This is a genomic window from uncultured Fluviicola sp. (genome assembly GCF_902168135.1).
Taxonomy (GTDB): domain Bacteria; phylum Bacteroidota; class Bacteroidia; order Flavobacteriales_D; family Crocinitomicaceae; genus Fluviicola.
The window spans coordinates 100,735-127,715 of sequence record NZ_CABHOL010000009.1 but is presented as its reverse complement, the minus strand read 5'-3'; the positions used below and the strand labels follow the sequence as shown (position 1 = coordinate 127,715).

The following is a 26,981-nucleotide window of genomic DNA, read 5'->3' as shown; positions in this document are numbered from 1 at the left end:
GAATTTTAAAATCACCTGTATCTGCTAATCTATGCCATATTCTGGTGGAAGTTCAACAACAACCGGTGTTGAGTATCAAAACTGGTTTCTGACATTATTGTTTTCATATGCCTTCTTCGAACAAGATTATCATATCTATCCTGAAGCATTGAGAACCTCAATGATCAAGGTTGACGATATTGTCGTTAAGTCTAAACATGGTGATTTCTTTTATAGCTTAAAATTCCGGTCTCCATCTAAAAATTTACATTGGTCACATTCAGATCTATGTTCGCAAGACATATTGCTTGATTTTAAACAACAACTTATTGCTACTCCAAAAGCTAAACTTGTTTTAATCTCAGAAAGTAATTGTTATTTGTTTTCTGAAGTCTTCAATAGGGCTATAAATGCAAGTGGGAGCCAAGATATCCATGAAAAGCTTGACAATGAATTTGCTGTTGATGTCTGGGAAAAAGCCAAACATGTTCTCGATTTCGACGATTTCCAGATGATTGATTTTGCGCGCAGAGTTACTAACCGGACCTTACCGATTGAGGATCTCAAGTATTTAGTAAGACACCGTTTCATGCACGTAACTAACCACGATTTAGTGGCTGAATTATTGCTTTCCAAAGCTCTCGAGTGTTCTTCAAATAAAAGAGTGGTAAACAAACTTGTAATAAATAACTGGCTTCAGGAACGAACTATCCCAATTAATTTTTCAAACAAATGATGAAAACACCAATACTTTCTAACCGTCCGATAGATTTTACACAGATTAACCCAGGTGAATTTGAAGAGATTGTATATCATTATTTCAACGAACAAATTAAAAACAATCTTTTCAATGGGATTTATGACAAAGTTCATCTCTCTGTTGGAGTAGGAGAGCGTGGCGCTGATCTCATGTTATATAATAACGATAAAGTTGTTGGATGTGTACAGTGTAAAAAATATAATGGAAATGTTTCAGAAACTGTGATTTTTGACGACCTAGTTAAATTTCTTTTAAACCATATATCTGAGTGCCGTGAAACTGGCCAACCATTCTCAACTCTTATTCATTCTATCCACAGTTTTACATATTATTTTGTTGCTGCAAAGGATATTACTCAAGATGCAAAAATCTTAATTGGAGACTTCTCCCAAAATCGAAAAAAACTCAATTTACAGAAAACAGTCGAGTCCACAACTGCAAAGTATAACAAGCTAAAACATCTTGATTATTTGGATGTTGTATCTGAACTAGAAGAATTGCTTGATTCAATAAGAATACTTCAGATAAACAGTACAGATATTGATACAGTTATCAGGTCGAATATCAATATTTTTCAAAAATATTTTGCTGTTGAGAAAGTTATCGATGAACAAACAGTTCAAGAATTGAAAAATCACCTGGGAATTGATTATTCAAAAGAGAAAATACTTGAACTCGCTAAAAATGCTTCCTCTAGTATTACGGGGTTAAAAACACATTTTGGCAATAATTCTTCCTCAACTATCCTAAGATCTGAAGTAAAAGACATCTTATACTGGCTTCAGAACCCTCTAAAGGAAAATCAGGATAATATTGCCGTCGTCTCAGGAAATGCTGGTTTAGGCAAATCAGTTGTAATGTTGCAGCTTTATGACCAACTCAAGCAAGAATCTATTCCAACTATTTGCTTAAAGGCAGATCGACTTGCTTTTGACACTGTAGAAGAATTGGGACGTGAAAGCGGATTGGGAACTGATTTCTTTACATTTATGGATCAGTTCATATCCTACGAACCACAGGTGGTCTTGATCATTGATCAAATCGATGCACTTTCTCAAACTCTATCGTCTAACATGAGACCATTGGGAATGTATGACAGAGTTATTAAGCGCTATGCCAATCAATCAAAAGTAAGAATTGTAGTTTCATGTCGAACATACGACTTAAATTACGATCCAATAATCAATACTTATTCTAATAAGATCAACTTTGCTATTAAGCCCCTTGACATTGATGAACTAAAACAAATTCTTTCAATTAATAAGATCAATCCCGGTAAACTAAACCGAGAACTCATCGAATTACTTAAAACACCTTTACACCTAGATGTCTTTCTCAAAGTATATTCTGATGATCTTGAAATTTCCACTATAAAAAGCATTCAGGATCTTTATAGAGAATTATGGAATCTTCGAATCACTAGTAATAGATCGGAGAAAAGTAAGAATATTGACTTTGCACAAGTCGTAAAACTTGTCTTTAGTATTGCATTAAAGATGTACGAGGATCAATCAATTAATATTCCTGATGATTCTTTTACCGATTTATTTCCGAAGGAGTTAGAATATTTAAGTACGGAGGGCGTCGTATTCCGCAGAGAGAATCACCTTGAATTCTTTCATCAAACATTTTTCGATTACTGCGTAGCACGCAATTCTGTGACATCAAAAGAAGATTTACTTACAACTATAAAAAACCGGCACCAAGGTTTGTTTCTACGCTCGAAAATTCAACAAATTCTTAACTATAAGCGAGGTGTAGATGTCCAAAGATATATAAAGGATTTACAAGCAATTTTAGCTGATAGTCAAATCCGTTTTCATATCAAACTTCTTGTGCTACGGCATGTTGCATTACAAGATACTCCGCTCGTTCAGGAACAACAGTTCATTGAAAAAATATTTAAGGACGATAAAAAATCAAAAGACATATTCATTTCATTGTACCATGGTGATGGATGGCTTGACATTTTTATAGACAAAAAATGGATTCAGCAAGAAGTTAATAGCAATGACCTTGAAAGTCTGGATTTAATTCGCTCTTTTTTAAGACGATTTACGCATCGAAAGAGTGAACAGTTGATCAATTTCATAATTGAAACTAAATCATCTATATCCATTGATCCAATAATTCAGGATCTCCTTTGGGGAGTAAGGGAGTATAATGATTCTCGATATATGGATCTGGTAGAATACATCTTGGATAAAATCGGAGAGCCAACACTTGGGTATGCATTATTTCATTTTCTGGAACATGGAATAAAGAACTACCCTGAAAGAGTATGTGATATCCTATTACGTTTGGTTTCCATTGGTCCAGACAGTAAAGATCAATACGGGCAAGATGATTATTTTCCTGGACAAAATCATTCAGAGATTTATAAAGAACTTTGGGAAAATCATCCAGATATAACCTATCTCTTAGTGAAGCGGATAATCAATGAAATCATTGATAAAAGAGGATATAGTTCCTCCAATAAAAAACGCGGCGCTATAAAAGTAGACAGAACCTTTCTTTTGTACACAAAAAAGGAAGAACAGCTATACTTTCATTCAGAACAGTTAAGCATGTTACAAGACTATCTTATTGAAAAGGCAAATACTGATCACGATTTTGTTAGACGAGAAGTACTAGAATATTTAAAATCTGAATCTATCACTCACTTAATTATTGCATTTAGTGTAGTTGAAAAGCACCCATTAATATTTCTACAGGAGAGTTTTCAATTCTTCTCTACGGACGTAGAGATAAAGAAAATAATCGGACTAAGCCTTTATATGAATTATCTTCTGCAAGCAAGTTTAGGTAACGCTTATCCTCATTACAGCCCCGAGCAGCAAAAGATTGTGAATTCGATGCTCGTTAAACTGTATCCTGACTCTGAGTTAATGGTAATTGATTTTGGCGATGGAAAGAAAATTCGAAAATCATACGGCAATACTCAGTATGATTTCATCAGAGCCATTCCAAATTCAGAAAGAAATCGTTATCCTGAACTCAAACGAAGCTTTCAAGAACTTAAACGTAAGTTTGGAGACAGAGGAAATTTGGAAGAGCCCAAAGGCATTTCTCTTCATTCAGGTGAAAAAATGTTACCCCAAGATGCATTTGATAAAATGACCTTCGAAGATTGGAAAAGAACTTTTAGAGAATACAATATCGATAATCCGAATTATGATTCATGGAACGATCCTGGTGAACTTTCTCATAGCCGTGAATTTGAAAATAGAGTTTCACAAAGAATAGAGTATTTTCTGCCTTTAATCGATGATATATTGATTGATTCAACCATTCCCCAATCTTATAAGGTAAAGGGGCTTGAGGGCTTAAAAAATGGAGGATTACCTCCTGACCATTTATTAATACGATTCAAAACTGCGATTCAACATACTGAATTCAATAATGAATACAGCCGTTACTTACTTTGGATAACTAATTATTTTACTGAAGCCGGTATTAATGATAAGGAAGTATTTGAATTTATTAAAAACATCTCCATAAATGGCTCAGAAAGAGATGCCTTTACTAATGATGTACTAAATATGGGCATTAATTCCACCCGTGGTGCAGCAGTTAGTTCCTTGATGGATTATCATTTTTCTGATAAGAGTAGAGAAGAAGTTTTCGGCGTATTAAGAACGATCGCAAATAATTCTAGCCCATCTACCCGGGCCTGTGCACTTTATAAACTGGCGAATTATCTCAAATATAATACTGAAGAAGTTCTTGAAATCTTTCTTCTACTCCTGCATGATTACGATCCAGGTCTTGTGAAACTTTCTGTTCACGTATTAACATACTTAATCAATACTCATTTCAAAGAGTTAATCCCGTTCCTGAAAAGAAGCATATATGTCAAAGACTCTAGCAAAACAGTAGGTCATCTTTTGACCAAGGCCTATTGCTTTGATTACTCCGGATCCGAGGAGTTACTAGAGGAGTTTTGGTCTCAAGGAAATGATCAAAAAGAAGCATCTATTGCAATCGCTTGGGAATTCATTAAAGTGAACGAACGGGTGAATCGTGCTTTGAAAATTGTTTCAAAATTCCTCGATTCCGACGACGATAAAATTGCCAAGGCCTACATCTTTCCATTTTTTAATCTTCAGAATGAATTGTTCGATCAGCTTTATGAATTCCTTAGTCTATATGTGGAATCGAATGTCGGAAAATATAGAGAAGACTCCTTCTACCGATATCTATTGAAATGTGTAAATGACAAACCTGAAAAGTGTATTCAACTTGCAGCTCACTTTGTCAATCATATTGACAAGATGAAAAATCATCAGATGCACAGAAACGAACCACTTCAGGTGATTATTCAGGCATATAATTGTCTAAGGGAGTATAACAAAGATGATAAAGCTACTGAAGATGCTATGGACGCTTTTGATTTAATATTACAAAACCTAGATCTTAGAGCTGGAGCCTTTGAGGTTCTCGCTAAGGTTGATTTATATTAGTTCAAAATAAACATATAGGCATCCCAACAGAATCACACAGAATTATATATAGCTGTATACATATACTATCCATGGCTTTTCCAGAAAGTGTAACAAATGAATCAATCTTAGCAAAATTTGGTCCTGATATTCAGATAACTGAGGTTAATTAATCAAAGTTTGTTATCTCTTAATAAGAGAATTGTTTATAGCGCTAGATTCCAAAAAATATTAATTTAGTTGAAAAATTATAACCATTATTTATGTCTACTATTACTTCACCTATCCATGTCATTTTACCGCCGTTAGAAAAACAGATTTTTAAAAACGGTAAAAACTCTATCACTAATCTGATCTCGCCAAAAATCAAGTTAGCTTTTACCATAGTTGATAGCGATTCAAAGTCAGTGACTATTAGCGCTGGGAAATCAAATATCTATTTAACTGCTGATTCAACTAATATCCCAAAAAATATCAAGTACGCTTTATTGACTGGCTCTGATCCAACCACCTCAAATATTAATGATGGAAGTATTGAAATTAAGAATTGGATTAAGCATCCAGGATTAAATATGGTACAGAATCCAGCGAAAATTACTTCTTCATGGAAATCTGCTTTTAAATTTAAAGAAGAAAATGTTCAATCTGGAGATAAGGGGCTACGACAGCCACAAATAGGTGCATTATATATGCTACTAGGGCATTTAAAACTTCCTTTGAACACTGCAACGGTTGTACTTCCCACTGGTACAGGAAAAACAGAGACTATGTTATCTGCTTTAGTGGCTCAACAATGCCAAAAGCTTTTAATTATTGTACCATCGGATTCATTAAGAACACAATTATCTGGTAAGTTTTCTACTCTTGGGTTACTAAAAGAATTTGATATCGTCGATGATGATGCACTTTACCCTATTGTTGGAACAATCGGTCAGGGATTTAGCTCAGTTAAAGATTTAAGCGACTTTGTATCTAAATGCAACGTAGTAATAACAACAATGGGAATATTATCTCGTTGTGATGATGATCAGAAAATAGAAATCTCTAAACTGTTCTCTAATGTATTCATCGATGAAGCACATCATATAAAAGCTAAAACCTGGGATAAATTTAAAAACATTTTTCCACCCGAAAAAGTAGTTCAATTCACGGCAACACCTTTTCGTAACGACGGAAAAAGACTTGATGGAAAAATCATATTTAATTTCCCTCTCAAGAAGGCACAAGAACAAGGATACTTCACCAAAATTGATTTCATATCCTTGCGAGAATACGACTTTGAAAAGGCAGATAAACTAATTGCAGAAACTGCCATCAATCGTCTAAGGGAAGATTTAAAAACCTACAATCATATTTTAATGGCCCGCTGTGAAACAAAGAATCGTGCAATTAAAGTGTTTGAATATTATAAAGATCAATTGGATCTAAATCCTGTTTTAATTTATTCCGGAGTACCAGGATTTCAGGAAACGTACAAAAAGATACTTAACAAAGAAGCCAAAATTATTGTGTGCGTTGATATGCTCGGTGAAGGTTTTGATTTACCCGAATTGAAAGTTGCTGCTTTTCACGATATTAGAAAGAGTCTTCCAATTACTTTACAATTTGCCGGGAGATTTACCAGAACTAAGCACGATGAAGCTCTAGGAAATGCATCATTCATAGCAAATATTGCTGATCTTAATGTAAGATCAGAACTATCAGAATTATATGCAAGAGATGCCGATTGGAATGAGTTATTATCCGAAGCAAGTCTGGGAAGAATTGGTGATGAAGTGGATTATAAAGAATTGATTGATGGTTTTTCAAAATTAAGCGATACTAAACTCCCCTTCCAGAACATTAAACCAAAGTTCAGTACTGTTGTTTACAAAAACAAGACTAAAGGCTGGTTTCCGTCAAATTTTCCCAAAGGAATACCTGGATATTCTAACTTGGAATATGTTTTCTCCGACGTTAATGATACAGAAAAAATTCTTGTCATTATAACTGCTAGAAGAAATGACGTTGAATGGATTAATCATAAAGACATTACTATACTTAATTGGGAAATGATTGTTGTTTTTTGGGAAACTAAAAACAATTTACTTTTTATTAATAGTTCCGATAATGGTAGCTTGTATGGGGAACTTGCAAAAGCAATTATTGACGAAAGTGCTGAGTTAATTAAAGGGATCAACGTGTTTAAGACGTTTCACAATGTCAAGAGAACAAGACTACAAAATGTTGGTTTGAGATATTTTCTTGGTAAGAATGTCAGGTTTCGTATGCATGTCGGAAGTGATGTAGCACAGGCAATAAGTGTTGTTGATGAGAAAAAAGGTGAGAAAGCTTTTGTTATGGGGGTTGGGTATGAGAATGGTAATCAAGTAAACCTTGGAGCTTCTTACAAAGGAAGGATTTGGAATAAACTTGTCGGAGATTTAATGTCTTTTAAAAAATGGTGCATTAATTTAGGGAATAAACTAGCCGATCCCGATATTGATCCCAATCAAATATTGAAAGAGACCTTGATTCCTTCATTAGTTACTGCAGTTCCACAAAACATGCCTGTTTGGATAGATTGGGATGAAGAAATGTATATGTATTCTGAAACTCGATATCAGTTTGAAATAGATGGTGCCTTTTTTGATTTATCCAAAATAGAAATTCAACTTGAAAATCCCCAAATTGGAGGACCACTAATGTTCTCGATTTCATCCGAATCCAAAAAAGCAACTTTCGAGATTGAGCTATTCGAAAACACAACGGATCCTGAAAATATTTTTCCAGACTACAGAATAATCTTGCGAAGTAGAAATAATGTGGAGGCCCTTTACGGAAACACAAAGGAACCAGCTATCAAATTCTTTGAAAATAAAACTCCCATGATATGGTTTGCTGATGGATCCGCGCTTTGTGGAAATGAATATATAACACTAAGTCAACAAATTAACGTCTATCCTAGAGAAGAAATAATTGCTTGGGATTGGAGCGGAACAGATTTAAGTAAAGAATCTCAAGGAGTAACTCCCAAAATTACAAACTCAATTCAATTCAAAGTGATTGAGGAATTAAAGAAACAGGATTTTGATATCATTTATGATGATGATTATTCTGGTGAGATTGCTGACGTAGTTGCTATGAAACTCTTCAGTGATCGTATAGAAGTAAAACTATTCCATTTAAAATTTGCATCTAAAGGTAAAGTAACTAATCAGATTACAAATCTATATGAGGTTTGTGGTCAAGCGCAAAAATCGATACATTGGAAACATAAATCGGGAGATGAGTTTATCAACCATTTACTTCGTAGGGAACAAAAAGTCAAGAACGGTGTTTCGTGCTCAAGAATAGAGAAAGGTAGTAAACAAGATCTGGAAAAATGGCTCACAATCGCAAAGAAGGAAATTCCAATGGCCTTTGAAATAATTGTTGTTCAACCAGGGTTTTCAAAAAGAACAGCGTCAACAGAAATACTCACACTTCTTGGGGTTACTGAGAATTTTATAAAGGAACTTGCTAATATCGATTTAAAAGTCATATCAAGCTATTAAATATTTATTGTAATGACAAATAGAGATTATTTTTACAAATTATTCTGGCAACAGAGATCATGCTATAACCTTTTTTTATTATCTAAAGAGGAGCTTCTAGATACGCAGTCATTCACTTTGATTAATCGAAAAATTGAAATTCCATTCCCTAGAATCATTATTTCAAATTTCGTCGAGAACGAAAGATATCAGATTGATATACGTAATACTAAAAGGACCAATCGAAATGAAGACTTTCTCCAAAATCAAATAGATCGATATAAACCATTAGTGTTTGATTTTATAGATAAACATTTCGGGAAACCATTTGAAAAAATTAAAGAGGACTTCAAGGAGCCACAGGAACTTATTGGTCGAATTGTGCCGGCACTTATCACTAAGAAAGGTAATTTTGAAGAAGTAATCCTAGATGAACTTCATCATTATGGTTTTGCTGGAAAACATATCAAAACCTTCGAGGAATTAGAAATTTATTACAAAACTGATTTTGTAAGGAAGAAAATAGAAGATGCGTTATCTGATGGAACCATTTACGATGTTTTGACATTTCTCCGGAACATCAAAGAATTGTATTTGGGTGAGTTATATAAAGGCATGTATGCTTCCAATCAGGTCCTTGTAAATAGCTTAAATGCAGAAGATAATTTCGAAAGTAGAATAAATCTTTTCGAATTACTATTTGAAGCAGAACTTATTTCCTACGGTTCCGAAGATGTTTTTGTTGAATGTCATCATTGTGACCCTGGAATGTATAAGGGATCCCTTCATGTCAAATTGAAACCAAAAAAACTAAAGCAATTAACATGTCCAATTTGTCAAAAAGAGGTCACTTATTTTGCTTCATTTGACATTCATCAAGAATTGTTTAGCATAATTAAAGCAAATGATGGACTTTTGCTCGATGCTCTGGAGTATCTACTAGGGCATCGTAAATTATCTTTCAGATCGAATTTAATTTTCAATGAATTGAAAGGTTTAGAGATCGATTGTGTGTTTGAGATTAACAGCGTAATATTCATTATCGAAACCAAAATGTTTAAACTTAACACTGAAAACAGAAAATTGGCCACTAAAATTAAAAGAAGTGCAAGTAAGTTAGACAAAGACACTAAAATTCTTTTAGAAAAACATCCTGTCGATAAAGAAGTCAGATCAATACTTCTCCTTAATATTACTAATGAGGAAACTTTAATGAAACTGGTTGAAGATATAGATACAACAGTTGAAATAATGAGCCTATCATCAATAAAAAGGATACTGGAAACTTCTTCTAATTAAGTATAAAATAAATCTTTTATTTAATAATTCTGAAATAATACATCGTCTCCTGACCATCAATAACGATACTCATCGTCATTGCTCTTTTACTTGGATTCAGATAGATCCTGGAGTTTCTCAATAATTCGTGATTTGGTATTGCTCCAGGAGGAAGCATATCGTTGAAAGCACTATCTGCAGTTATACTTAAACGAAGTTCATCTTTTTTTCCGCGGTCGGATTTAGCAAGCTTGATATCAACGGTTCCTCCAGTAGTTCCGCCTCTCCAGGACAATACTTCCTCTTTACTATCAATCCATAGTTTTGTTGTCTCATAGAAAATTTGGGTAGAGCTATCTGAATAAATGCAAGGGGACGGGTAAGGCTTTTCAAAGGTTCCGTCAGCCATTTTAAGCAAACGCTTTTCTTTGCAGCTTGTAGAGCAAAGCAAAATTAATACGATAGGGAATAGGGTTAAAAATTTGGTTATTGATCTCATTTCTCCAGAAATTTAGCTAATTGATAATTGTGTTCCGAAAGGTTGATGTAAAGCCGTCTCAGAGTTTTGTTTTCTTCTTCAATCGGATTTGGTAAATCGGATTTTGATTTCATTCCAGGTTCAGACGAGAATGCTGGCAAAGGAATAGACAGCCTGGTTCTCCATGCGTAAAAAGTTTGGACCGTAATTCCATATTTCTCGCAAATTTCTCTCACGCTAATCCCAGTAGTATTGCGCTCTTTCAATATTTCCTGTTTCTCGGAATCTGAATATCTGGCCTTGTACATGATCTTCAAAATTTAGACAAATATAATAAAAAGACCTATTATAATAGGGTAACTTTTATCCTTCGTGTACCCGTGATTTGTTTCATGGAAAAAGACACTTTAAATAGGTCGCAGGAGGATTCCCAATTGTATCAAATTGGACGGGCCCTGAAACAATTAAGAATTGATAAAGGCATATCAAATTATGAGGCTTTGGCAGATGCATTAGATATGGCGCGATCACAATATGGCCCATACGAAAATGGAAAAAATCTTAGGTTAGGGACATTGTTACGAATACTCAATTATCATCAAATAAGTTTGACTGATTTCTGTAATAAGTATCTTTCGAATAACTCTTAAGATTTGTAACTTCCATTCCAAGTTCGATTGTATCTGCTAATTCACTGAAAAATGGAAAAAACTCATGAACATTGGGGAGAATCCAGCGATGACATCCTGAAAGGTGCTATAATTAAATTTGATTTTTGGGATTGGGAACAAGAAATTATACCGAAGCCAATTCCCAGATTTGCACCCGGTATTCAATTTCATTATCTTGAAGAAATACTTTTCTGGGTTAAAGAAGCCGGCTTTCTTGATGATTATAAAGTGATTTTTGCCTGGTTTACACAAGACCGAAAAGTGAATATCAAACACCGCCTTAAATGGAAAGGAACTACTTCATCACTTGTTCGATTCTTCGATGAGTTAATCGAACACAATATTCTTGATCGAAGGGAACTAACGACTCTAAGCAACAAGCTTTCAACTATTTTCGTATATCTAAACAAATCCGGAGAGTTTGTTCCCGTTCAAAAAAGTGCAGTACAAAGCTCTAAAAACATAAGCCTCATTTCAGAGTATATTAAAGGAAACAAAGAAGTTAAATCAATTAACTGCGTCATATCCATTATTTTAGCAAGACTTCAAAAATAGATATGTATTAAAAAAATACAATCCAGGTTACCTTTATTTTTGGAAATACTTGATTTGTTTTTGATTAAGTGGGACTTTAGCCTTGTACAACAAAAAATCCCGCTCGGGCTGTTCATTTCCAATGGCGGGATTTAATCTAAATTTAAGTTATGGCTAATTTAAGCTATCCAAGGATAATATCCTACAGAAATCGGCATGTTTTTTTTGTAAGAACTTTTTTCCAGAACAAAATCCGGAAAAGGAGCAACTATTGCTGACATAGCCTCAATTCAATTTTCTTTTGTTTAACCTGAAAGTAAGGCCTACAGAATAGCGATTCCCTGTAAATCTTCTTTCACAATTCAATTTCTAATGGATATAATTTCATTGGACGGGCAGATCTATGTCCAATTGTCCTTCCTTAAAAAGTATGGTGTAAATGAACAAAGCGTTATGAATGGTATGAACCGTAATCGGAAAAATAAAACTCGATATTTCGAACATTTAACTGATCCGAACGATAAACGCATTAAATGGATTCTATACGAATCTATTAGCCCCCAGCTCAAGACGAAACATGAACTCCCTCATGAGGATCACCTTAATAAAAACCTGAAACAATACGAGCAGAGTAAAATTGAAGATTTCATCTCAATGCAGCTACATTCAGCTTGTGAAAGAGGCTATCAGGCATTTTTAAAGCATTACAATGAACTGTTTTTTGATCCTGAACTCATTCGATCTTACGCAATAACCCATGCTGTTTTTCATCAAATAAAACAGATGCACTGTTTTGAAATCCCCATTAATAAAATTTTCAGAGCTTATCGTAAAATTGATGGATTAATTTTCGAAACTGATTCTTTGAAATCATTCTATGCAAAGCTTAAAAAATTTCAGCAATATGGATCCGAGGCCTTTGTACACCGCAGCCTGGGGAAAACAAAAAATTCCCGTAAACTAACTGATGCTCATCTTAAAGAAATCAAAAAATATTATTCAGATCCAAAGCAGTTATCCTATTCAACAATACACGAACGCGTAAATAATTGGGCTGTATTGAATGGATATTCGGAGGTTTCTGTTGGTACAGTTAAGAGAATTTTGTCTGATCCATACATACAAAATCAGTGTAAAACAAGACGAAACGGGAAAGACTGGGAGAGGTATTATTTCAATCCTTTCAAATTGAGGGAGGAACCTAAGTACAATGGTGAATCCTGGCAACTTGATGGCAGCAGGCTTCAAATTCCGTATTTAGAAAATGATAACCGTCCGGCTTTTCTGCAATTATTTGTTATAATGGATGTTCATTCCCGTAAGATTGTTGGGTATTCCACCGGAAAAACTGAGAATCATACGCTCGTAATTAGTGCGATCAAAATGGCAGTAAAAAACACTGGATATCTGCCTTTTGAAATGGTGACAGATAACAGTTCATGCTTCAAACACGAACGATTCAAACGACTGGAAGAATACATCTCTATTTATGGAACAAATTTTCGCAGGTGTAGCCCAGACTCCCCCAGAGAGAAAGCTCATGTAGAACGATTTTTCTCCACTTTTCAAACTGTTATATGCAAAGGAAAAGATGGATACATCGGGGAAGGAATTAAAAGCAAACGGGAAGAGGGGAGACCTGCAAAAGAAATGATCAGACAAGCATTGAACTCAAATAACCTGCGACCCAAGAAAGAACTTGAATTATTGGTTGATGAACTAATAAAGGAGTACAATGCGAAGAAGACGAATACTAAGAGAGAATCTCCTGATATCTGCTTTTTGTTAGCAAAAATGGATCGGAGTATTGTGAAAATATCTGAAAGTCAATTTGCTTTGATGTTCTGGGATCGTGTTCAGGAATACCGTATCAGAAACTCCATGATATTATTATCTGAAGGAAGTTCAAGAAACAACCAATTTCAATATATCATCCATGAAATGGATTGGAGATACCGCTTAAACGGAACAACTGCTCTGGTCTGCTATCAAAAGGAAGATCGAAGTCGAATTAAATTATTTGATAAAAATGAAAAGTTCCTTCTTGAACTATCGAGATCTCATAAATTAGAATCAGCCTCACGTGCAACGACCAAATCTCCCGAAAAATCAAAAGCGGATTCAATTGAACCTAAACCAAAAAAGGACCGGATTCGTCCCAAACGGATTCCTTCTAAAAATCAATTGTACAAAGTTCCAGCATCGATGGACAAATTTCTAATTAAAAACAAAGGAACAGATGAATAAAAAAATATTAGCTACCAGTAATTACAACACTATTCAAAACCTGTGCGACTATACTCGTTCCAATACCAAAATGATAGCAATAATTGGATATACCGGAGCAGGGAAAACAACAGCTTTTGAAGAATACCTAGAAAATAATGAAGATGTGTATTACATGGTTATTAAAACAAGTATGACGATGAAAGAATTTTACTCAAGTCTTTTAAATACTTTGGGAATTGAAGGACGTGTCATGGGCTCTACATTACATTCTTTGATCAACCAAGCTTCTCACAAACTGAATTATGGTGGCACAAAGAAGTTACTCATCTTTGATGAAGCTGGAAAGTCTAAACCAAAATTCTTTGAATACCTACATGAACTGAGGGATAACACAAAGGATACAACAGGAATTATCATTGCAGGTCCGGAATACTTCCATGAGTACATGAAAAAATGGAAGACTCGCGGAATTCCTGGTATACCTGAATTTTACAGACGAATTAATCATTGGGAATTCTTAAGCGAGCCAACAAAAGAAGAAATCCGCGGTTTTGGTGAATATTACAATGTCACCTCTGAAGAAGCCATTCAGGAAATGATTAACAGTTGTAAAAACTTCTCGGAGATCATGGATTACATTGAAGCATATCACCAACAGAAACGAAAAAAAGTGAACAAATAACGACCGTTAAACAGCCGATCTATTTTGAACCGAAATAGGTCGGTTTTAACTGCAAAATCATTGCACAAATAATCGAAAAGCTGATTATTAATTCAATCAAAGAAAATGAAAACTATAGGATACATTCGGGTAAGTACCGATAAGCAGGACCTAAACAAACAACGACACTTACTTCTGGAACATGCGCAACGGATCCAGATCGTCATTACAGAATTCATTGAAATCGAAATCTCCAGTACCAAATCGGTCCGAGAACGCAAGATCGATGAGCTCACTTCCAAACTGGAATCCGGAGATCTTCTCCTGGTAGCAGAATTAAGTAGGCTAGGGCGAAATATGATCGAAACCCTCAACATCATCAATACATTACTGGAAAGGGGAGTAGAGATCGTCTTTATTCGACAACCAGAGCTTTCTACCTATAAGAACTCACATCATGTAAAACTGCTCCTGGCTATTTACAGTTACTTTGCCGAATCGGAACGTGAATTCATTTCCATTCGAACCAAACAAGGATTGATCGCAGCAAAAGCCCAGGGAAAGAAACTCGGCCGGCCAAAAGGAAGTCAGAACCGAAAGGGGAGGGCACTCGATCCTTTCCGGGAACAGATCATGGAATACCAGCAACTGGGATTACCGGTTGCCAGTATTATGAAGATTGTGAATAATCAGTTGGAGGAGAAATTGAGTTATAATAGTTTCAAGATGTTCATATCGACAATTAATTAGAATAAAAGTTTAACAAACTTCATCCAAGTGAATATCAGTTATTTCTAAATTATCTCCTTCTCCCTCTGAATCAAGATCAAAACTAATATTCATAGTAAAAATTAAAGTTGCTTCACCGATATAATGAAAGTGATCTTCTCCTGGATCTCTTGCAGCATTATATTCATAAACTTCTGAATCATAAGATATCGATAAATTGGCGTAAACAGAGGCTTTAGATCCTATTGTTTCAACTTCAATATTTTTACATTCTAAAATTTCAGAATAATTCCCCGAAACATATCCACCCATCCAAATTTCATCAAAAACATCAGATGGTTCCAATCTTTCTACTGCAGAGTCAATCTTAGATAGAATTTCGTCTATAAAGAACTTGTCAATATTCTCTAAGATAAATTCACTGTCAAATTCTGTATTCTCAACAAATGCCAATATTTTTCTTTCTGGTTTATCTAATTCTGGCCCAAAAATCTTTATGAAATCTAATGCAGAATTGACAACTTTAAATCGTTCTGTGTCAACTAATAAGTCGTTATGAACTTTATCCTTATCCTTACCACAAAAATCGGAAGTGTTGTTAGTCAGCAATATGCATTCGTCTAGTTTTTTACTCTCGACGTAGCTTGAATAAGTTTTCCAAATTAAAGCATCTTTCAACTCTGATTTATTCTCAGTAAATGGCTTCTTCTTATTAATTGCACGATCTACTATATCAGGAAGAAACTCATCTTTGACTGGTAAAAAAATGAAGTGATTTAAACGGGATAAACCTAAATAATATTGATCAAAAACTCGAAGTTGTTTTTCGACGTCAGTTAATAGTAGGGGGTCTCCAAGCCTCAGTCTTCTAACATTTTTATTTAACTTGCTCAGAATCGTATTTCGCTCAATAAGTTCCTTTTCAAATTGCCTCCTTAACTCCAGCTTTACGATATCAGACATATATAGATCTATCAATCCTTTTTCTGCAAATTCAAGCAGCCGTTTAGATGATTTTTCTAGAAAATAATCTTTGAAAAGTATACACGAATCTAAAAAAACATGCATATCCTAATTTTTACCTAGTTCTTTTTTAACTGCCGCTGCACTTGTTCCAACCTTGGCAACAGCATTTTTAATTGCAGTTTGAGTTGTATTTAGTGATTTGGCCCAATTCCTAAGCTCGTTGGGATCTTTAACGTCAATGCGTTTATTGTCCGGTGATCCAGTGTTTTTTTTGTTATCAGTCATGATAATTATATAATGGTTAAGCCCCTAATATATATATTATGTAAATACTTCTGTCTATTTAGAGTGAGATAAAATCAACTCAAAGAAAAAATCCTTTTATTTGAGTTAAATAATTTTTCCACTATGAAAACAAATCTTCTATTCACTATAATCTATAGCCAATGACTACTCAGACAAGTTTTTCCACCATCGTTAGCATTGAATATGATGCAATTTATGACCAGCCTAGACCAACATGGGAATCACTATTTAACGGAATTCCAACAGCAACAATCATTGAAATTATTGGAGGATTAAATGCACGAATTTTTGTAAATGAAAGAGACTTAGATACTCAACGTGAATTAATTGCGTTTGTTCTTCAAAGACAATCACCTCAATTAAAAAAGCGATTTGCTGACCAAATGGCAAAAGCCCTTTTTGAAAAGAATCAATTCTCATTTGTCTCTAACCAAAGTTCAGTTGTTTTAATCGAAAGGGCATTAGAATTCTATAATCCAGGAAATGCCAGAAATTTAACAATAGAGGAAGAAGAACGATTTATTAAAGCATATTTACTAGCAACCCAAGAATGGGTAGACCAAGATTCTCTAATTAAAAAACCGGTTGAAAAATTTAAGACCCCACAAGAATTATTAGAATTTTTACTTCCACATTTCCTTCCGTTTGAAGATCTAAAAAAATACAGAGACTTTCGTTGGCAGATATATAAATCAGTTGAGTTTTTTACTTATGTAGAGCAACACGATGAGTTAAAGGAATTTTTACCTGCATTTAATCAAAAATATTCCACTAAAAGCTGGCAAGACTATATTTACCAGATACTGAATTGCTTTTTAACTTTATACAAGCCTGGAGATATTGATCAAAATGCAGCAAAACTTATTACTCCACCAGACGATCCAATTAATGCTTTCTTTGGTTCATTGTCGATTATTGATCCTACCTCATTTAAACAGAAGCCGGATTTTATCTCTTTAAGAGAAAAACCTCTTTACAAATCAGAAGCCAACACCTATATTGCATACAATTATTCTTTTCTTATTGATAAATTATTCCAGACGATTGTTTTTGATTTTGGAAGCACATTAATGGAATCAGGAGCGGTAAAGGATATACCCGATTTTAAGTCCAGGTATTTTTCAGAGCACTTTTATGAACAATATCTGTTATATCGATTAGGCAAGTATATGGTCGGTAAACGAAAAAAATGTTTTTCACTGGACGGTCTAGAATGGGAAAAGAATGCAGGCGAGAAGGGGCCAGATTTTTATGTGCGGTGTGGTACTAAGATATTCATTATTGAATTTAAAGATGCCATTTTTCAAGCGTCAGCAAAATTATCTCGCGACTACGAAACCATAAAAAATGAAATTTTCGCAAAGCTGAAGTCGAATAAAAAAGGAAAACAAAAGGGAATATCTCAACTAGCAATCCTTTCGAATAAATTGGCGAATGAAGGTATTGATTTTGATAATTTCAACCAAAAGGAAATACAAATATTCCCAATACTAATCGTTACTGATGAATTATATAACTCCTACGGAATTAATTATTTATTGAATTCGGAATATCAAACTTTACTAGAGGGTTCTGCAAAGCATCGGTCCAAAGGTTTGATCGTTATTCATATAGATACATTTATCGAAATTCAGGATATTATTCATGATCGACAAGTTCCCATTCAAGATTGTTTTAATTGGTATTTGGAATACATTAATATGACTCGTAATCCACATGATCAATTTCTATCATTTTCACGTTTTATTATGCGCGAATTAGAATTACGACATAAAAAAGTTGGTGATTTACCTCGAAGCTTTAAAACTATGTTTCCAAAAATAACTGAACGAATAGAACAATGAATTCCACAATTTAAAATAACCGGATTCCACATTTTAAATTAACCACCACATATGGCGACAGAACACAGCACTGCGAAGCAAATATATCAAAAATCCAATTCGTCTTATAATTAACATTATGTTAAATAGAATATCTAAAACAAACGATTCACCATCTTACAGGCTTTTGATCCAAACATCACTTCCATTTCCTCTTCTCGAGAATCGCGTAGAATTTTGCTACTGCACCACTGCTCACAATAATCGATTCCTGCAATCCTGGATTTCTCTGATTTTATAGTTCTCTTAAACTAATTCCATTCCTGGTGTAAAATCTGCTTCACTAGAATCGCACAAAAAATTTCATCCGGACAATCATCCGGAAATTTTCAAATGCTCGCACCCGGTTGTTTATATTGACCGCAAAATTACCTGCAAAAGTTCTTCCTGAGAATCGCACAAAATTTCTCACCAGTACAATCGTCCGGAAATATTCAATTCTCAAAATCTCCAAATTTCAAATTCCGGGATTCTTTTAGAAATGAGCTTCAAAAAAGTTTATCATGAGAATCGCGTAGAATTTTTTCTCCGGGAAATTGCCCGGAATATTCAATTCTCACGAAGTACTTATTTTTCATTGCATGAACATACAACTGTGAAATCGGTTTTCAATAACTCATTCGTAATTAGCAATTGGAAATTCGTAATTACCCCGAATTATGTTAAATAGAAAAATTCCAGCCAATTTTTCCCCTTCATCGAACCTTTCGGACCAAAACTTCGTCTTTTCTGCAATTATTCCATATATGTTTATTTGAACCGCGGGAAAACCAATTACCATCGCGTTTATGCAATCGGCTCGATAGGTTTTGTTTTTCCGCGGTATTTTTTAGTCAAATCCTCCTTTTTTTTTAGCCAAACCCGTTCCCGTCAATCGGTTTCAAGACCAGCTTCTTAAGCACTTAAAACCTTGATTTTCATTGATAAATCAACTAAAAAAACAATCCCTTCCGGGCAAACCATTCCTTCAAAAACGCGTCTTTCTTCAAAACCCAATTACTAAATACGCTTTATGAAGAAAATTTTACTATTAGTCACAGGCTGTTTATCTGTTTTCGCGATGGATGCAGCAGCTCAGTACATTGATTCTACGTTCAATACGAACGGCTACCTCCCCTACCTCGGACCAAATTCCAATAGTGAAGGAAATCTCGGATCTGGCATGGGCTCTGCGCTGCAGGCCGACGGGAAAATTGTAACGATCCTGAAAAGAGATCCGAATATACCGGATTTAGCCATGCACCTTTATCGGTATCTGCCAAACGGAATGCCTGATCCCGGTTTTGGGACGAACGGAGCTGTCAATACGTTTTGCGGAGCGGAAAGCATCGGATATGATGTTGAAATTCAACAAGACGGAAAAATTGTCATTATCGGTGAGTCCGAATACTGCATCAACGGTATCTGCGGGGCAAGCCAGTTTATTATGATGCGCTTCAAAACCAACGGAGACCTGGATTCCACTTTCGGGAACGACGGACACTTACTCACAAACGATGTGTTCACCGGAACTACAGGAACGTATTCCATCCCGAAAAGATTTGAGATCCTTCCAAACGGAAAATTCATGGTCGGCGGTATAGGTCCTGGCGGAAAACCAGCTATTGTGCGCTTGAAGCCGGATGGTTTCCCGGACAATTCCTACGGAACAAACGGTGTTTTTTCATTCACCGCAGTTCCCAGAACCCAATTTATCGATATGGAAATAGGGCCGAACGGTGAAACTTACGGACTATTGCGCACAAGCAGCTGGGATCCGGCCACTACGAGTTACGACTCGGCAAATTATACCGATAACATCATTTTCAAACTGGACCCGAACGGAAATCCCGACCTGGCATTCGGAACGAACGGAGTTTTCACCTTCGGAACAGACAATACAGACGAAGCTGCCTCCATTCTATTGTCGAGCGCCGGTAAATTATTGGTTGCCGGATACAACATGCCGGTCAACAACTATTACGTTTATTCCTACGGCCGCGCCAACAAAGGGTTTGTGGCATTTGTGAATACAAACGGCTCTTTGGATATGAGCATCCCGAACGGGTTCTCCAACTTCGATTTCACGCAGGACAGCGCAACTTTCTTCAATAAGATCATTGAAAGAAGTCCTAATGAGTTCCTGATCTGCGGATTCACAACCGATTATGTCAGCGGGAATTTCCAGCAAAAAGGACTGATCGTGAGCATGAACAACCAGGGACAGTTAAACACCGCTTTCAACGGGAACGGCTATATGCAATTTGACCACGGAATGGTCGGTCCAAGCGGCTGGCAGGGGAAACTGGCGAATTTCCTGGATGTGGATTTGACCAGCAACAACGACATTATTCTGACAGGATACCGAAACCCGAATGCCGGAGGTACCAAAGGAAGTATTTACATCCTGAAACTGACTTTCGGTGCGGGAAGCAACCTGGCGGTCGACGAATTTTCTACGGAATCTGTATTTTCTGCTTACCCGAACCCGGTTACAAACGGCAATTTCCAGGTTGAGCTGGAAGAATCCGCGGCAATACAGTTGGTTTCACTGGACGGAAGAGTGCTTTTTGAAAACGAAATTCCGGTAGGAACAACGACCATCACCCTTGATGCTGATTACAAAGGAATGGCGGTTCTGAAAGTACAGTCTAAAACTGGGCAAGTTGGAACTCGTAAGTTATTATTTGAATAAGTAAAACTCGTTTATTTGAACCGCAAAGAGTTGAAGTGCGCAAAGTTTGATCCATATCCTTTGCATGCATTCACTCTTTGCGGTATTTTTTTGATCTTTACCCCTATTCTACACAACCACACTTGTTTATTGAACCGCAAAAAAAAGGAAATCTCAGCGTTTTTTACAGACTCACTTTGCGCTCTTTGTTTCTTTGCGGTATTTTTTCGCTCCAACACTTCCTTGATAATTCGTCAATTCATAATTGATAATTACCTTCGTAACAAAGTTTACCATACATGTACACGAAGGAAGAAAAAAAGCAGCTCAGAATCGATTTCTGGAACCAATTCAAGGTCCGCATGCAGAAAGTCCGCTCATCGAACGGGCGCAGGATGAACTGGCTGGCTTATCCTTCCGAAGTAAAAGACATCTATATCCGTGTGGATGCTGATGAGAACGGTGCACGTTTGACCTTTGATATCCAGGCAAAAGATGAAGGAGTGCGTCAGATCCTGTGGGAACAATTGTACGAACTGAAAATCGTACTGGAAAGTGAAATGGGAACTGATGGTGTCTGGATTGAAAATGCCAGTACGGCTGTCGTTCCGGTGTTCAACCGCATTATTTGGGAACGTTCCGACCTGAATTTTTACAAGCCCGAAGACCACCCCGAGATACTAAATTTCCTGTCAGACCGTTTAGTACATTTCGATGCCTTTTACCAGGAATTCAAGGATATTCTGATAAATCTGGCAATGTAGCCAAAGTCTTTGTATTTTTGCCTTATGTTAAAACAAATAGCCTTTCTTTCAAGCGTTTTGATTTCAGCGCTTTCTGCCAATGCTCAAACAACCATTTTGGACGAAGATTTCCAACAGGGAATTCCTGCATCCTGGACGGTTATTAAGAACGACCCTTACACAGAAGATATTTCTGTATCCGAATTTTCTCCGGGCTGGATTGCCCTTGCGAATCCGGATAGTTTGCTGGACACCGTTGCAGGTGCTACTTCTTACTTCACCACGAATGATAAGGCCAGCCGCTGGTTGATCTCCCCTCCCGTTACCATCGGAACATTCGGGAATTACCTGAAATGGAAGGCTAAATCTTATGATCCGAGTTATCCGGATACTTACCAGGTTTTGATCTCAACCACAGATACACAGATCTCCAGTTTTAACGATACGCTTTTGCGCGTAGAATTCGAATGGGAAGAATGGACCGAGCACGAAGTAAACCTGAGCGAAATGGGTTACAGTAACAACGAAACAGTGCACATTGCGTTTGTATTGGAAACAATCGGCGGATTCAAACTTTTCCTGGACAGCATCAACATTCGTAAGGACGATCCGCTGGCATTGGAAGAACAGGCACTTCAGCCGGATGTGACGATCTACCCGAACCCAACAAGCGAAACAATCTATTTTTCTGCAAATAACCTGAAAAATGTTGCTGTTTACAATACTGCCGGAGCTTTGATCTATTCCCAGGAAAAATCAACTCCGATCTCTTTGGAAACGCTTGACCGCGGAATGTATTTGGTGCGCATGACTACCAACAACGGACAAGTGATTACCAAACGCGTCCAGAAGATCTAAACCGAGCATTTAGTCCGCTAACAAACTGTATACACTTTGAAAAGACTCACTGTTTTTAGCATAAAATCCTTTGCCGGTCCGTTTGTAGTGACCTTCTTCATCTCCATGGTGATGCTGATCATGCAGTTTACCTGGGTTTACATCGATGATTTGATGGGGAAAGGGTTGAGTGTCGGAGTGATTATAGAACTGATGTTTTACGTTTCCGCCGGACTAATTCCACTAGCTCTTCCATTGGCCATTCTTTTAAGTTCGATCATGACTTTGGGGAACCTGGCCGAAAACAACGAGCTTACAGCTTTAAAATCTTCCGGTTTATCGCTTTTCCGGATCCTAAGGCCATTGACGCAGACAGTAGCACTGATTGCCATTGCGACCTTCTTTTTCGCGAATTACGTGATCCCGGTTGCCAACCTGAAATGGCACACCATTATTTTTGATATCCAGGAAACAAAAGTGGGGATGCTCCTCACCCCCGGCTCCTACTCCAAAGAAATTGACGGTTACGCTATCAAAGTGAAATCCGGGAAAGACAATACCTTTTATGGCATTACGATCCACGATTACACCGATCCGAATGTACTAAAAACAGTCAAAGCCGATTCCGGAACGGTTTACAGGGGCGAAAACGGGAAATACCTGCTGTTCCATTTGTCGAACGGAATCGTACACGAAGAATTACAGGCCCAGGCGCCGGTTTTTACCAACCAGGGACAACCTTTCCACAACGGAGATTTCAGGCCGAGCCGTACCACCCAGTTCAAAGCCGCAACCTACAAAATGGAATTGCTGGGCTTCGACATGAACAAATCCGACGAAGAGCTCTTCAAAAACGATTATGAAATGCTCAACGTATTCCAGATCAACGAAGCCAAAGATTCCCTGCAGCGAAAGCAGGATAAAATCCTATCTGATTTCGGGAAAACAAACCTGAACAACAGGCCGTTCAGTCAATCCGTAAGTTTTGCCAAACTACCCAAAACAGGTCCTGCAAAGCAATTGAAAGGCACTAAAGAAATCGAACAGCTTCAGGCCATTCCTTCCAAAACCATTAAACTTTCCGACCTTACAAAACAAGAACGGATAGCTGCCGTAAATGCCGCAATCGTAAGTGCGCGAAGCATGATCGGAAGTACGAACGACCAGGAGCAATTTGTGGATGCTTTCCATACGAATTACGATCAGTTCCAAATTGAATTCCACCGCAAATTTGCCCTTTCCGGGGCAATTATCGTTCTGTTCTTCGTAGGAGCACCGCTTGGCGCCATTGTCCGGAAGGGCGGATTCGGAGCTCCGGTGGTTATTGCAGCCCTGCTCTTCATGGTTTACTTTGTGTTGTTCAGTATCGGGCAAAACCTGGCGGCAGAAAGTGTACTCTCTCCTTTTTGGGGCATGTGGCTCCCAACTGCCGTTCTCACCCCGATTGCCTGCATCCTGATGATAGCCGCAGCAAATGACCTGCGTGTTTTCGATAAAAAACTGTGGCGCTACATCCTAACCCTGGGCAGAAAGCGATGAGAATTCTCTACATCGCACCCAAATCGCCCGCTCCGATTATAGACGGAGGCTGTTTTGCCATGATGGAATGCCTGAAGGGACTGAGCCGGGTTGCAGCTGTTGACGGGATCATCTTCGCAACACACAAACATCCGTATACCAAAGAATCCGAACAGATTTTAGGACAATACCTGCAAAAACAAACCGTTGTTCCGATAGATACGGAACTAAAAGCCACCAATGCACTGGTCAATTTCCTGCGCCGCAGGAATTACAACCTTTCCCGCTTCAAATCGGAGAAGCTGTACCATGAACTGGCAAAGCAGCTCAGTGAAAACTACGACTATATTGTCTGTGACAGTTTATTCGCGGCGGCACAATTGAGTCATTTCGATTTCAGCGAATTAGCACCTGTGATCATTCGTTCACACAACATTGAATCCGAGATCTGGAAACTGCACGCAGACCTCGAATCTTCAGTTTTAAAGCGATTTTACCTGCGCAACCTGGAAAAGACCCTTCGCAAGGAAGAGATAGAAATCCTGGACAAAGCCGCAACTATTTGGGCCATTTCCAGGGAAGACCAGGAATGGATCAGCACACGTACCAAACAGAAAAACGCGGTTTTACTCCCCGTATCTGTAACCATAGACCCGAAAATTGAGGCAGATTATACCAACAAAGGATTTTTTCATTTGGGATCCATGGACTGGAAACCCAACCAGGAAGCGGTTAACTACCTGGTGAAGAAAATTTGGAGCTATCCGGAAGTATCCGGACTTCCTTTAAAAATTGCGGGTTCCAAAAGCGAGCATTTCCGGTTCCTGGCGACCAATTCCATTGAAGTTAAAGGATGGGTAAAAGACAGCAATGCATTTATGGCAAAATCCGGAACACTGGTCACTCCTATTCAGTCCGGAAGCGGTATACGCATCAAATTACTGGAAGCAATGGCACTAGGTATTCCGTGCATCACAACCAAATTGGGAGCTTCAGGAATCGACCCCGCCTTATCCGGAGTCCAAATTGCTGATACCCAACAGGATTTTGTTGATCTGATCCTAAAATTACACTCAAACGAAACTTTGCGGGAAGAAGTCGGGAAAAAATCGCGCGATTATATCTCAAAAGTTCATAGTTTTGACAATTGTATCGTTATAATGAAAAACACTTTTGGAGTCTAAAGAAAACATCCTGGTTATCCTTTCCCGTTTTCCCTATCCGTTGGAAAAAGGCGATAAACTCAGGGCTTTCTACCAACTGAAAGAACTTTCCAAAGAATTCAATATCACTCTTATCTGTACGACAGATATTCCTGTTCCGAAAGAGCACGAAGCAATCGTGAGTGAGTTTTGTAGCAGCATTCACATTTTTCAACTTACCAAATGGGGATTAGCTTTCCAGCTTCTAAAAACGGTATTCGGATCAAAACCGCTCCAGGTTCATTATTTCTACCGGAAATCCATTCACCGGAAAATCAGTACAATCATCGCCCGGACGAAACCGAGTCACATTTACTGCCAGCTGATACGTGTTTCGGAATACGTAAAAAATGAGCATCTGGTGCCGAAAACCCTCGATTACATGGATGCTCTTTCCAAAGGAATGGAACGCAGGATCCGGACAGAAGCCTGGTTCAAAAAATGGTTTTACCGCCTGGAAAGCAAACGTTTGAAAGAATACGAACGCCGTGTTTTCGATTACTTCGAGCACAAAACCATTATTTCCGAACAAGACCGGAAACTGATCCTGCACCCTGAAAATCACAAAATACTCATCGTTCCCAATGGAATTGATGCGTCTTTCTTCGAGATACTGCCCGTTGAAAAGGATTACGAGCTGGTTTTCACCGGAAACTTCTCCTATGCCCCAAATATTGAAGCTGCCGTCTGCCTGGCTGAAGAGATCCTTCCACGCATCCACAAAAAGGGCATTCCCTGCAAACTGCTTCTTTCGGGAGCAAGTCCTGCTAAACGTGTACTTGAACTTCAATCCGAGTTCATTACCGTGACCGGTTGGGTCGATGATATCCGGGAAAGTTATCAGCGTTCGCGTATTTTTGTAGCTCCTCTTTTCATCGGAACGGGTCTTCAGAACAAGCTTTTGGAAGCCATGGCAAGCGGACTCCCATGCATCACTACTCCGCTGTCTAACAATGCTTTGGGCGGCATGGACGGAAAAAACATCCTGTTGGCAGAAGATATCGATACCTTTGTCGAAAAAATAACCGAAGGTTTAGTTATACAAGGTAATTTTAGTTCAATTGCCGCGCATGGCAAATACTACATTGAACTACTCTATTCATGGGAAAAACAAACGTCAATACTATTGCAAGTCTTGCATGCACCCTGTTAATACTTTTGACACTTCCTTCCTGTTCCCACAGAAACAACTTACCACAATGGATCCACGGCAGATGGATTACTTCCCTCGACAACGAAACCATTCATGAAAACTGGAAGCTGGAAAAAAGCTGTATTTCGGGAGAAAATTACATGCATTACGAGAACAAATTCCAGAAGGAATTCCTCCGGATCTTTGAAAAGAACCATATACTGTACTACGAAATTGTGATTGAAAAAGACACCCTTGTTTTCAAATGTGAAAACTACGAGGAAGCCGATACATTAACATTTGTAAATAACCAAAACCCATTCCCCAAACGCATTAATTATGCAAAGCCGAAAGACAATAAAATGTCGGTTTGGATTGAAAATGTGAAAAACGATCCGAACGGGATCTTGTTTACCTTTAAAAAAGTTAAATAGTAGTTCGCCATTGCAGAATTCAGAGTAAATT

General features: G+C 37.3%; 21 protein-coding genes. 17 read left to right on the top strand and 4 right to left on the bottom strand.

Annotated features, from left to right (window positions below):
* Window positions 1-31 precede the first annotated feature (31 nt).
* The 4 genes from QZT69_RS02085 (at window position 32) to QZT69_RS02070 (ending at window position 9,995) form a co-directional block, all read left to right on the top strand.
* On the top strand, window positions 32-715 hold the full coding sequence (locus tag QZT69_RS02085) for a hypothetical protein (RefSeq protein ID WP_294670055.1): 684 nt from the start codon (window positions 32-34) through the stop codon (window positions 713-715).
* Window positions 715-5,202 (top strand): ATP-binding protein, encoded by a 4,488-nt coding sequence (locus QZT69_RS02080; protein WP_294670053.1) that lies wholly within the window; start codon window positions 715-717, stop codon window positions 5,200-5,202. The genes QZT69_RS02085 and QZT69_RS02080 overlap by 1 nt, the downstream gene beginning before the upstream one ends.
* Before the next feature lie 242 nt (window positions 5,203-5,444).
* The gene (locus QZT69_RS02075; RefSeq protein WP_294670051.1) at window positions 5,445-8,717 is read left to right on the top strand and encodes a DEAD/DEAH box helicase family protein; all 3,273 of its coding nucleotides are present in this window, start codon (window positions 5,445-5,447) and stop codon (window positions 8,715-8,717) included.
* A gap of 270 nt (window positions 8,718-8,987) precedes the next feature.
* Entirely contained in the window at window positions 8,988-9,995 is a 1,008-nt protein-coding gene (locus QZT69_RS02070) for a hypothetical protein (RefSeq protein WP_294670049.1), read from the top strand.
* 16 nt (window positions 9,996-10,011) lie between these two features.
* Here QZT69_RS02070 and QZT69_RS02065 read toward each other — a convergent pair whose 3' ends face one another.
* Together QZT69_RS02065 and QZT69_RS02060 are read right to left on the bottom strand one after the other, a co-directional pair.
* Window positions 10,012-10,473 (bottom strand): hypothetical protein, encoded by a 462-nt coding sequence (locus tag QZT69_RS02065; protein WP_294670048.1) that lies wholly within the window; start codon window positions 10,471-10,473, stop codon window positions 10,012-10,014.
* Entirely contained in the window at window positions 10,470-10,760 is a 291-nt protein-coding gene (locus tag QZT69_RS02060) for a transposase (protein ID WP_294670047.1), read from the bottom strand. Before QZT69_RS02060 ends, QZT69_RS02065 begins: the two co-directional genes overlap by 4 nt.
* Window positions 10,761-10,844: 84 nt before the next feature.
* Between QZT69_RS02060 and QZT69_RS19120 the strand changes: the two genes are divergently transcribed.
* From QZT69_RS19120 to QZT69_RS02040, 5 genes are all read left to right on the top strand, one after another.
* Window positions 10,845-11,102 (top strand): helix-turn-helix domain-containing protein, encoded by a 258-nt coding sequence (locus tag QZT69_RS19120; RefSeq protein ID WP_367241750.1) that lies wholly within the window; start codon window positions 10,845-10,847, stop codon window positions 11,100-11,102.
* 51 nt (window positions 11,103-11,153) lie between these two features.
* Window positions 11,154-11,678, top strand: a complete 525-nt coding sequence (locus QZT69_RS02055; RefSeq protein ID WP_294670045.1) for a hypothetical protein — start codon at window positions 11,154-11,156, stop codon at window positions 11,676-11,678.
* Between the two features lie 351 nt (window positions 11,679-12,029).
* Complete coding sequence (locus QZT69_RS02050; protein ID WP_294670044.1) at window positions 12,030-13,904, top strand: DDE-type integrase/transposase/recombinase; 1,875 nt, start codon at window positions 12,030-12,032, stop codon at window positions 13,902-13,904.
* A complete protein-coding gene (locus QZT69_RS02045; RefSeq protein ID WP_294670042.1) occupies window positions 13,897-14,568 on the top strand; it encodes an ATP-binding protein in 672 nt (223 codons plus the stop codon). Before QZT69_RS02050 ends, QZT69_RS02045 begins: the two co-directional genes overlap by 8 nt.
* A gap of 105 nt (window positions 14,569-14,673) precedes the next feature.
* Window positions 14,674-15,297: a recombinase family protein gene (locus QZT69_RS02040; protein WP_294670041.1), complete on the top strand. Its 624-nt coding sequence runs from the start codon at window positions 14,674-14,676 to the stop codon at window positions 15,295-15,297.
* 9 nt (window positions 15,298-15,306) lie between these two features.
* Here QZT69_RS02040 and QZT69_RS02035 read toward each other — a convergent pair whose 3' ends face one another.
* Both QZT69_RS02035 and QZT69_RS02030 read right to left on the bottom strand, forming a co-directional pair.
* A complete protein-coding gene (locus QZT69_RS02035) occupies window positions 15,307-16,344 on the bottom strand; it encodes a PIN domain-containing protein (protein WP_294670040.1) in 1,038 nt (345 codons plus the stop codon).
* Window positions 16,345-16,347: 3 nt separating this feature from the next.
* Window positions 16,348-16,527, bottom strand: a complete 180-nt coding sequence (locus tag QZT69_RS02030; RefSeq protein ID WP_294670038.1) for a DUF3606 domain-containing protein — start codon at window positions 16,525-16,527, stop codon at window positions 16,348-16,350.
* A gap of 161 nt (window positions 16,528-16,688) precedes the next feature.
* On the opposite strand from QZT69_RS02030, the gene QZT69_RS02025 reads away from it, so the two are divergent.
* The 8 genes from QZT69_RS02025 to QZT69_RS01990 all read left to right on the top strand — a co-directional run bounded on the left by QZT69_RS02025 (window position 16,689) and on the right by QZT69_RS01990 (window position 26,950).
* Complete coding sequence (locus QZT69_RS02025; protein WP_294670036.1) at window positions 16,689-18,392, top strand: hypothetical protein; 1,704 nt, start codon at window positions 16,689-16,691, stop codon at window positions 18,390-18,392.
* Between the two features lie 1,051 nt (window positions 18,393-19,443).
* On the top strand, window positions 19,444-21,105 hold the full coding sequence (locus tag QZT69_RS02020) for a T9SS type A sorting domain-containing protein (protein ID WP_294670034.1): 1,662 nt from the start codon (window positions 19,444-19,446) through the stop codon (window positions 21,103-21,105).
* 278 nt (window positions 21,106-21,383) lie between these two features.
* On the top strand, window positions 21,384-21,848 hold the full coding sequence (locus QZT69_RS02015; protein WP_294670032.1) for a DUF4268 domain-containing protein: 465 nt from the start codon (window positions 21,384-21,386) through the stop codon (window positions 21,846-21,848).
* A gap of 24 nt (window positions 21,849-21,872) precedes the next feature.
* Window positions 21,873-22,685: a choice-of-anchor J domain-containing protein gene (locus tag QZT69_RS02010; RefSeq protein ID WP_294670030.1), complete on the top strand. Its 813-nt coding sequence runs from the start codon at window positions 21,873-21,875 to the stop codon at window positions 22,683-22,685.
* Between the two features lie 36 nt (window positions 22,686-22,721).
* Window positions 22,722-24,203 (top strand): LptF/LptG family permease, encoded by a 1,482-nt coding sequence (locus QZT69_RS02005; protein ID WP_294670028.1) that lies wholly within the window; start codon window positions 22,722-22,724, stop codon window positions 24,201-24,203.
* Entirely contained in the window at window positions 24,200-25,366 is a 1,167-nt protein-coding gene (locus QZT69_RS02000) for a glycosyltransferase (RefSeq protein ID WP_294670026.1), read from the top strand. Before QZT69_RS02005 ends, QZT69_RS02000 begins: the two co-directional genes overlap by 4 nt.
* Window positions 25,356-26,537 (top strand): glycosyltransferase, encoded by a 1,182-nt coding sequence (locus tag QZT69_RS01995; RefSeq protein WP_294670024.1) that lies wholly within the window; start codon window positions 25,356-25,358, stop codon window positions 26,535-26,537. Before QZT69_RS02000 ends, QZT69_RS01995 begins: the two co-directional genes overlap by 11 nt.
* A complete protein-coding gene (locus tag QZT69_RS01990) occupies window positions 26,486-26,950 on the top strand; it encodes a DUF6265 family protein (protein ID WP_294670022.1) in 465 nt (154 codons plus the stop codon). The genes QZT69_RS01995 and QZT69_RS01990 overlap by 52 nt, the downstream gene beginning before the upstream one ends.
* Window positions 26,951-26,981 lie beyond the last annotated feature (31 nt).